The organism is Carboxylicivirga litoralis, from assembly GCF_025499605.1.
GTDB classification, from domain to species: Bacteria; Bacteroidota; Bacteroidia; order Bacteroidales; family Marinilabiliaceae; genus Carboxylicivirga; species Carboxylicivirga litoralis.
Window position 1 is genome coordinate 50955 of sequence record NZ_JAFMVC010000027.1, and the last position, 10184, is coordinate 61138.

At 39.5% G+C, this 10184-nt stretch carries 7 protein-coding genes and 1 tRNA gene; 1 reads left to right on the forward strand and 7 read right to left on the reverse strand.

The features are described 5' to 3' along the window. Window positions 1-95 precede the first annotated feature (95 nt). Together J1N10_RS17850 and J1N10_RS17855 are read right to left on the reverse strand one after the other, a co-directional pair. Entirely contained in the window at window positions 96-1583 is a 1488-nt protein-coding gene (locus J1N10_RS17850; protein ID WP_262328098.1) for a RagB/SusD family nutrient uptake outer membrane protein, read from the reverse strand. A gap of 18 nt (window positions 1584-1601) precedes the next feature. Further along, window positions 1602-4838, reverse strand: coding sequence for a SusC/RagA family TonB-linked outer membrane protein (locus J1N10_RS17855; RefSeq protein ID WP_262328099.1), 3237 nt, complete (start codon window positions 4836-4838; stop codon window positions 1602-1604). A gap of 112 nt (window positions 4839-4950) precedes the next feature. Between J1N10_RS17855 and J1N10_RS17860 the strand changes: the two genes are divergently transcribed. Then, a complete protein-coding gene (locus J1N10_RS17860) occupies window positions 4951-5664 on the forward strand; it encodes a FadR/GntR family transcriptional regulator (RefSeq protein WP_262328100.1) in 714 nt (237 codons plus the stop codon). A 77-nt stretch (window positions 5665-5741) separates the two neighbouring features. Here the strand turns inward: J1N10_RS17860 and J1N10_RS17865 are convergent, their stop codons facing one another. From J1N10_RS17865 to J1N10_RS17890, 5 genes are all read right to left on the reverse strand, one after another. Next, a complete protein-coding gene (locus J1N10_RS17865; protein ID WP_262328101.1) occupies window positions 5742-6767 on the reverse strand; it encodes a methyl-accepting chemotaxis protein in 1026 nt (341 codons plus the stop codon). A 206-nt stretch (window positions 6768-6973) separates the two neighbouring features. Continuing rightward, on the reverse strand, window positions 6974-7399 hold the full coding sequence (locus J1N10_RS17870; RefSeq protein WP_262328102.1) for a response regulator: 426 nt from the start codon (window positions 7397-7399) through the stop codon (window positions 6974-6976). 102 nt (window positions 7400-7501) lie between these two features. Further along, window positions 7502-8152, reverse strand: coding sequence for a response regulator transcription factor (locus tag J1N10_RS17875; RefSeq protein ID WP_262328103.1), 651 nt, complete (start codon window positions 8150-8152; stop codon window positions 7502-7504). After that, complete coding sequence (locus J1N10_RS17880) at window positions 8130-9740, reverse strand: PAS domain-containing sensor histidine kinase (protein WP_262328104.1); 1611 nt, start codon at window positions 9738-9740, stop codon at window positions 8130-8132. The genes J1N10_RS17875 and J1N10_RS17880 overlap by 23 nt, the downstream gene beginning before the upstream one ends. A 352-nt stretch (window positions 9741-10092) precedes the next feature. Beyond that, window positions 10093-10167: transfer RNA gene (locus J1N10_RS17890), tRNA-Pro, on the reverse strand. Window positions 10168-10184 lie beyond the last annotated feature (17 nt).

Genomic DNA, 10184 nt, shown 5'->3' on the forward strand with positions numbered 1-10184 from the left:
TATCAAGATACTAATACTAACTTTAAAAAACTTGCGGAATGAGTAAAATGCCCCATTAGCCTCGTTAGCTTACAGGGCAATTTACCAATACACTTTTAATTATAACCTTCGGTCTGTTTCAATTGATCGTCGTTGGCCAACATACTTTCAGAAATTGAATAGTATATTTTATAGGCTTCCGATGCATCCAATGAGGCCACCTCATCAAACACAAATGTTTCGCCAGCGCGAACCAAATCCCACCAGCGTTTACCTTCGCCAATGAACTCTTTATAGCGCTCATCTAAGATAGCTTTAGCATTTTCAGCTTTTGTACTATTAGCAAATTCATGTCCGCTGAAATTGTCTCCATAAGCCCTCTGACGAACCAGATTTATCTCGCTTGAAGGATCTTCGCCCAGATTATTTTTAGCCTCGGCTAGCAGTAATAAGGCATCGGCATAGCGGTATAGTGGTACATTGTTGTAATTAAAACGTGAACCATCATCACCTATGATGCCCAGAAACTTATTAAGAATAGCACCTTGATAATTGGCGTTATCTGGTGTAAATGGAACATGATTGGTGCCATCGTTATACAATTTAATAAAAGTTGTCCGGCGCATATCATCCAAATCTTCCAGGATGAGATTGGTTTTATCTGATGGGCCAAAACGACTGGCTCCATTCACCACAAAATCAGACAAAGAAGTACCTGTTTCGTCGAAAAGACCTGCTACGTCAACCATACGACCGGTAAAACTACCATAGAAATTACCTGCTTGATCCTGCTGATAATCAAATGAAAATATAAACTCGTTATTAAACTCATTACCCTGTCCCCACAGTTGTTCAAATGGAACCAGTTCGTGTCCTGTAATTTGCGATAAAGCCGTTTTAGCTGTTGTAAAATCAGCATCGCCACCTCCAAGTACCTTACCCGACCACAGGTATACATCACCTTTTAGTACTAAGGTTGCGGCTTTGGACCAATACACGTTCTTGCCATTCCACTGGCTGTTGTCACTACCAAAATATTCCAACGAACTTTCAATATCGGCCTTTACCTGGTTCATCACCTCAGCTTTAGGCGAACGTGGCTTCTTAAGTTTTTCCAAATCCACCTCTAACAATGGCTCTGTGGTAATTGGCACATCGCCCCAGGCTTTTAGCATGGTATAATACACCTGAGCTCGTAAACCATACACCTGACCCAATAAATGATTCAGTTCGGCTTCATCCTTAAATGGAGCTTTAGGCGCATTAACAATGAAATCGTTGATGTAGTGCATCAATCCATAAAAATTGGCCCACTTATCAAAGTGTACAATGGTTGTGCTGATGTTATTATCAATCAAATCCTGGCCCGATGGCGACTCAATCGTTTTGCCACCCCAAACATCAGAGCGCAATTCGCCCATTTGCCAGAGCGTGTAGGCATAGTCCCTGTATTTAGAGAAAATTCCGACATGAGCAGCACGAGCCGCTTCTTCCGTATCCCAAAACCCGTTGTAGGTTAATTCACTTTCGGGTTGCATATCCAACTCACATGAGCCCAACAAGGTCGCAACCAGCAATAGTGCTATATATTTTAATTGTTTCATTTTAAACTGTATTAAAAGTTAGAAAGTAACGTTTAAACCTAAAGTATATGTGCGAGGTAACGGGAAACGTCCCGAATCAATTCCTCCACTGGTCACTTCAGGTGAACTGCCCGAAAAACCATTGAAATAGGCCAGGTTGGCTCCTGTTACGTAAAGACGAATGTTTTGAAAAACATTGTTGGCAATAGCTCCGCTAAGATTATAGCTCAATGTTACTTCGCGCAAGGCCAGGTAATCTCCTTTTTCCCACATTCTTGAACTACTGTTGTCAATAGACCCCTGATCGCCACCTGCAGCCAGGTGATTACGCTGACGGTCGACCAAAGTGAAAATCGGAATATTTGAAGTAGGATTTTCTGCCGTCCAAGAGTCACGTATTTCAATTGGCCCATTTTGGTTACCCTGAGTTTGAGCTATCCCTTTAACCCGGCGGCCGTTAATGATGTAATGACCAACGGCGAAGTCGGTTTTAACAAACAGGTTAAAGTTCTTATAACTCAGGTTCGAAGTCATACCCCCAACAAAATCAGGAGTGGTACGGCCGATTACTTTACGATCCAAATGATTGATAACTCCATCGTTATTCAAATCTTTCCAACGTGCATCACCCAAGAAGCGGGTGTCTTTTTGGTGTGCAAATTCAACGGTTCTATCGGCATGTTCATCAATATCAGCCTGTGTTTGATAAACGCCATCAAACACATAAGCTGTAATCAAGTCGTAACCCACACGCTGACCTTCCTGCAGTCCGCCAACATATTTCGTTTCGCCGGTTGCTGCATCGTAAATCTCTGTTCCGCCCTGACGGTTATTATCAACCCCATTGGCTGGTAATTTATGCGCGTAATTTCTGACTGAATAGTAGGTTACTCCCAAATTCCAATTGAGATCATTCTTTTTAATCACATCGGCATTCAGCTGAAGTTCAAGACCTTTGTTACGAAGGGTTCCGTTATTGGTGGTAATCGATGAGAAACCTGTCCATAATGGCAAGGTCAGTCCTGCCAATTTATCTTTGACATCTCGTACGAAATAGTCCGCCATCAAAGTAATGCGGTTATTAGCGAAACCAGCATCCAATCCGATATTGAAAGTTGTTGAACGCTCCCATTTCAGATCCAACAAAGGTAAACGGTTATTGACATAACCAGCCTGTGTATCGTAAACATTTGTTGTAGCATAAGTCCCGAACACGCCAAAGTTAGACAGTACTTCAATGTTACCATTTACTCCATAACTCAAGCGTGGCTTCAGGCTGCTCACAATGGATTTCATTTTAGAGTCTTTGTAAAACTCTTCGTTGTGCACATTCCATCCCACCGATACGCCAGGGAAAAAATCATACTTGTTATTTCCCAGTCGGCTGGCTCCATCACGACGGAAAGTTAAACCCAGTAGGTATTTATAGTCGTAATCGTAGTTAAGCTGTCCAAAAACAGAGGCAATCTCATATCCGGTATGATACGAATAAGGAATGCCTGATGCTTCTGAACCCACATTCATGGTATAAATCAGGTCTGTTGGCGACAAGCGAGTGGCGGCATCAAACTCAAACTCTTTCTCCTTGAAATATTCGAAGCCAACTAACGCATTAATGTTATGTACATCGTTAATACGCTTTTTATAGTTGAGCATTGAAGTTATCTGGTTACGCATCATTCTATCATGCGAAACAGACGACTTTCGATCGGTATTCAATCGGCCTGAGCTCAAATATGCTTTGTTAAAGGCCTCATTCGAATTATTGATGGTAAAATGACTACCTCGTAATGTTAATGTAAAATCATTCAGAAACTTGTAATCCATCTGAACAGAAGCTGTCAAACGCTGCTCAAGGTTAGTACGTACAAACTTATCTTTGTAATACAGAGGGTTACCAAAACCCAGATAAGTACCTGGCTGGTATTCATCAGACAAGCTACCATCCGGATTGTTATTATAAATGCGGGAAGTTGGTGCTAAACCAGCAGTACGCTGGAATAAATTGTATTCACTATCGTATGGCAAGTTCTGGTTAGAGTGCGCATAGATAATATTGGATGACACTTTAAAATTATCCGAAATATTATACGATGCGTTAAATGTTCCTGAGTAACGCTTAAATGCAGAGCCAAATACCAATCCTTTATCATCAAGCATACCCAAACCCAGGTAATACGTTCCTTTGTCATTACCACCGTCGAACGACAAGCTGTAATCCTGTCCATAGCTTTCCTGGTAAAACAGTTCGTTCATTTTATTATCCTGGAAAAGCAGAGTTGTTCCTGGTGCAATAGGATCATCCATGGTTTGCCAACCATCATAATTCAACAAGTATTTGTTATCATCTGTCAAATACATGGTTGTATAAATGGAATTGGTAGCATTGTTGCCAGTAGCAGCAGCATGTGCCCCAGTCAGAAACTGATCGAGCCAGGCATATCCCATCACATCCTGTGCTGCACGCACTCCTAGGCGGTTAAACTTCACATAGTCCGCAGCACCCATGTATTCCATCGGATCTTCGCGACGTTTATTAGTTGTGAATTTGGATCTGAAGGTCACATTTGACTTACCTTTCTTTCCTTTTTTAGTGGTCACCAATATAACACCATTGGCAGCACGCGCACCATACACCGCAGTGGAAGCTGCATCCTTCAGTACCTCCATCGATTCAATATCGTCGGCGTTCAAGGCATAAAATGATCCTGGTACACCATCAATTAAAATCAGTGGCGTTCCTTTTCCGTCGAAGCTGGTTCCCCCACGTAATACCAAGCTTGGGGTTGAGCCAGGCTGTCCTGTTGTTTGAGTCACCTGCAAACCGGCAATGGTACCCTGCAAAGCAGTAGCGGCATTTGAGCGCGGCGCACTTTCAAGCACTTTTGTGTCCAGCTTAGCGATAGATGTGGTCATTTCAGCTCTTGACTGAGTAGTATAACCAGTTACCACCACTTCATCCAATCGTTTCAACTCTTCCACTAAAGTGACATTAATGGTTTGCTGTGTGCCCACTGCAATCACTTGCGTTTGAAAGCCAATAAATGAGAATACAAGTGACTCATTTGCATCAGCCGAAATCTGGTATGTCCCATCAATACCAGTAATTGTTCCATTTGTGGTGTTTTCTACATACACCGAAACACCTGGTAAAAGTTCGCCTCCAGCATCTTTTACCACACCTGTAATTAGGTTTTGAGCCAGCACACTACCTCCTAATATCCAAGATAATAGCATGACCAAGCCCAGCTTTTTTGTTAATAGTTTTCTTTTCATAAATTCAAATTTTATTGGATTATGTCATACATAATGCGTTTCAAAAATATGTGATTTAATTTTTTTTTCAAAAGATTTTGCTAAAATTTGTGGGGAGATAATCATGCATCCTATGACAGATAAGACAAAAAATAATAGCCTAAACATCACCGCAGTTGATTCAAGCAGCCTTGTTGACAAGGTGGAGCAAACATTAATTGATTTATTAATCTCTGAGAAATTGAATCCAGGTGATCAGATTCCAAAAGAACTGGAATTGACCGAAATGTTAGGTGTTTCGAGAACCGTGATACGTGAAGCACTCAATCGGCTTAAAACAATTGGTCTTATCGAATCGACAAAACGGAAAGGCTCAACCATTAAAAGTCCGGATCTACTTTTTCTCTTAAAGAAAAGCCTGATCCCTAATATTCTGGATCAAGCCACTTTAAAAGATATTTTCGAACTTAGGCTGGTGATTGAGATTGGAATGAGCGATTTAATTTATAATCGTGCTACGCCAGAGGATATTGCAGAATTAGAGCAGATTGTTGCAACAGAGCCAGATTCGCCTAAAGAAGTTCTTTTTGATGTGGATCATGAAATCAAATTCCATGGAAAATTGTATCAGATTTCGGGCAATCACACATTAATTGATTTTCAGACAATATTATTACCCGCATTCCGGTATGTATATGATTCCGGCATGATTGAAAGTCCAGCTCATGACTCCAAATGGGTTTCACACCAGGATTTAGTAAAAATATTAAAGGATGGAAATCCGAATAAGTTCCGCAATGCCATGCGCAAGCATCTGGACAGACACTTTAAGGGGTATTTTAAGTAACCTTTACTAAATTGAGCTCCAATAGGCTGGCTATACTAACAAACGATTGGAGCTCTTACTTTTCCTACTTCATTTATTTATTGCTTCGCCAATTTAAAAAAGCCAATCATCCTTTTTAGATTCTCAGCTTGGGAAGCCAGTTCCTCAGCACTGGCGGCCAGCTCCTCAGCCGATGCTGAGTTTTGCTGAGTCACATTCGTCAATTCGAGAATAGAAGAGTTAACCTGAGCTGTTGCGCTATTTTGCTCGATACTAGCAGCTGCAATTTCTTCCACTAATTGAGTGGTCTGCATCACATCAGGTAACATCATTTCAAGTTGCCTACCTGCTTCCTGAGCTTCTTTAAGGCTGTTTTCAGCTTTAACTATTATTTCATCAGCAGCCAAACGACTGTTTTCAGCCAACTTTCGTACTTCAGCGGCCACAATAGCAAAACCCCTACCATGCTCACCTGCCCGGGCAGCTTCTACAGCTGCATTTAAGGCCAATATATTGGTCTGGAAGGCTATATCGTTAATAAGTGATATCTTTTCAGCAATAACCTGCGTAGCATCAAGGCTTTTTAGCGCCTTAGCCTGTACCTTTTCTAAGCCTACTTTAGCACTTGTAGCAATCTTTTTTGTACTGACTGCATTTGAAGTATTTTGTTCAACGTTAGCAGTAATTTCTTCGGTGGTTGAAGATATTTCTTCTACTGACGCAGCCTGCTCATTAGCTCCACTAGAAATTTGTTCAGATGTTGTGCTGAACTGTTGGCTGGCTTGTAATACAATATCTGCACCATTGTTAATGCCCTGAATAACATCCCGCAGCTTATCAGACAGCTTCTTTAAGGAGTTATTTAACACCCCCAATTCATCTTGTGAATCAACAGTTTGAATATCAATCTGCAACTGGCCATCTGATAAATAACCAAGCTCTCTAATTGCTTTTTCGAGTGGCATTCGTAGCATTCGGTTAATGTATCTAAAAATTATAATCCCAAACATAACGTTAAAGGGTGTAATGATATATTGCCAGTATGTTTCCCCATGAAACTCGATGGTTTTCATAAATGCCACAAATATGGTAAATGAAACAGTTATCATACTAAATTTAAACATGATTGACTTTTTAAAAATCAGCCTAAGTGCGAGAATTGCTACCGGAATTGTTATTGCCGTTTGCATCAATTCATTCATTAAATTACTCATGTTATCAATCCCCCTTTTTTTAAAATTAACAATTAATAAAACTATCTAATCACTATTCTGAAGTCATATCAGGAGCTTTCAGGCAAGTACTGATATCTACACCAGATGATTGTTTTTCACCTGTAACCCGACATTATTCGCATATTTTTAGGAAATGCATATTGATTATTCATAACGGTATTTAAGACGCCTTCCAGCTCTTCGTAGATGGCCTGCTTATCAACAAATCCTCTAAAACCTGCCGCAATCAATTCTTCCAGAAACACCTGATCTTTATTGAAAGTAATAGCAATCTGCCTGATTCGAGGAAACAGAAAATCTATCTGCTTACCTGCTTCTATGCCACTAAGTAGTGGCATATTCACATCCATTAAAATGAGGTCGGTTACATTAAGTAAATCGTGCTTAACAATCTTCGCTCCATCGCTAACAATATCAAGCACTTCATACTGCCCATAGATAGATAGTAAGTATTTTAATCCTTGTGCAAACTCAGGACTGTCCTCCGCTATGATGATCTTGTATTTCTCCTGCGTTGTCATGTGATTTTAAACGCAAGGAACTTTAGCGGAGTTATTAGAAAAACCCTATAATTTATTGGGAGGTCCCCTATAATTACAAAGGGATTACCCTATGGATGGGCTTTAAATGTCGACTTTGTTATTTTTAATGGCCCAAACAATTAGTCCCGCATTATTTCGGGTACCGGTTTTTCGCAATAGTTTTGTTTTATGGCTCTCAATCGTTTTAACACTGAGGTACATGGATTCGGCCAATTCCTTGTTGGTATAGCCACGACATATTAATGTTAAGAGTTGTTGCTCCGATTCATTTAAGAACACACCGCTACTGCTTTCAAGTTCAAGCGTCTCCTGCTCATCTTTAAGGGTTGAGGCCAATGACTTTAAAAATTCATCAGAAAAAAAAGTATTGCCCTTATTAACTTCTCTTATGGCCTCACATAGCTCATTTACACTCATATCTTTAAGAACATAGCCCTTGGCTCCTTTCACAAATGCTTCGCGAAAGAAATTGACATCCCTATGCATGGTCAGCATTATGGCTCTTAAATCATTATCGAGTATTAACCCCTCATTTAATGCTGTCAATCCGTTGATACCGGGCATATCAATATCAATCAATGAAACATCATACTTTTGGGTAGATAAGCTGCTCAACCAATCGCCGGCATTATTGAATTCGGCGGCAACCTCCATGTCATCAGTTTGGTTTATCAACACCTTAATGCCTTCGCGCACCATTTGATGATCTTCAACAATTGCTATCTGTATCATTATTGACAACTTTTATATCGAATGTGATAGAAACCTTAACGCCAGCTCCAGGACTTGTTGATATATTACAAAATCCTCCAATTGACTCAATGCGATTGATAATGTTTGAAATTCCAAAGCCCTGAAGACGTTTTTCCTCAAGATTAAATCCCTTACCATCATCCATATATTTAACAACTAAACTACTTCCTGTTGTTTCAAGCTGTACTTGAATATTTGAAGGTGAGCCATATTTTATTGAATTATTAATCAACTCCACTAACGAACGATAAATGGCCAGCTCTACCATGTGACTTTGAATATTCAGCTGTTTGGCAACTATATTAAAGCGAATTGCCGTTATCGGCTGTATATGCCCAACAAACGACTCAAGAGCTTTAACGAGTCCATAACGCTGAAGGATTTGCGGACTTATATTATTAATTGTGTTACGAAGCTCCTTAATGGCATTATTCAACAGTTCATTCAGCTTCTCTCCAAAACCTTTAGCCTCATCTCCCTGACAATTACTGACAAGTGAGTGCGCGTAAATTTTGGCTGTTGACAATAACGGACCAACGCCATCGTGCAGTTCCTGTGCTATTCGCCTATTTTCTTTCTCTTCGGCCTGCATCATGGTTTCAATAATGAGCCGGCGCTTTTTACGGCGTTCCGTTATATCAATAAATGCGCATACAGCTCTGTCTCCATGAAATGTATGATGCACCTCTGCACTTTTCAGTTCACCTGTTTTTGTCTTAAAATCAAAATATTCAAGTGGCAATTGCTTTTGTTCTTTAAAAGCGTATTCCATTTGTTCCATCGAAAATGCTGCCACCTTTTTTCTAACATTCACATCAGGATAAACCTTTTCTAACCATTGATCCAACGTTGCAATTTCTTCACTTTCATAACCAAAATAATTATAAAAATTCTCATTGAAATAAGGGATTCTCCTATCTTCCATTAATACGGCAACCGGTATTGGCAGTTTATCAAGGGTGTAGTTAAATTCTTGTTGTGTATTGTGCTGCACCTTTACTATTTGCTTGTAGGCTTTAAATGTGTTATAAAGGGCATAGCCAGTAACTACAGCAGTTAATATCGTCAAGTTAAAATCCGCTAACCAAATAATTTTATTTTTGACCAAAACCTCTGGCGGTGCGTAATAGTCAATTATACCGGTCGTGTACAGATGCATAAAAACGAAATAATATACCACCAAAGCAATGCTGACAATAAGTGAAAACCATTGATTAAAGTAGAAAAAAGTGACCATAAACAGCAGTATCAAAAAATACGGTGCACCGCCTATATAACCTAAATTATAAGTAGAATATAAGTATCCATATAACAGGATAAACAGCAGAATATACTTTTTAAAGACCAGCGTTAAAGTCAAGCGAAAAACGGTGAAAGCCAGTAAGAAAGAAAGAATTAAGGCATTAACAATAAAGTAATGAGTTATATTGTGCCAATGATCGTATAAACTATATGCATAAAGAGGGCCTATGAATAATGTTATCATCCTAAACGCAAAGTCGATAACTTCTCCTTTAACACTACTAAACGATGCAATAACATCTTTGTAAGTCCTATTATTATTCAAGTTTTTTCAATTAGATTAATTCAAAGCTACAAAGGAATAAATTATTTTCATCACAATTATTCTTTTATCAATACACAGCAACCCGACAGAAATTGAAAAACAAACAACTATACAACCGTAGCGTGAGTCATTCAATGCTAAAATCAAAGAATTCAGAAGACAATTTAGAGGGGTTACTGATGTGAAATTTTTCCTCTACAGATTGTGTAAAATTTATGCCTAGACCCAGAAATTGCATGTGGTCCGTCCTTGGTCCTCTGTTTTCATTGTTACTAAACAATAGAATAAAAACACAAAAAGCTCGTAAATCATATGATTTACGAGCTTTTGATTGTAATTTATTTTTACATTGTCGGGGTACCAGGATTCGAACCTGGGACCCCCTGGTCCCAAACCAGGTGCGCTAACCGGACTGCGCTACACCCCGAATCAATAATATTTTCA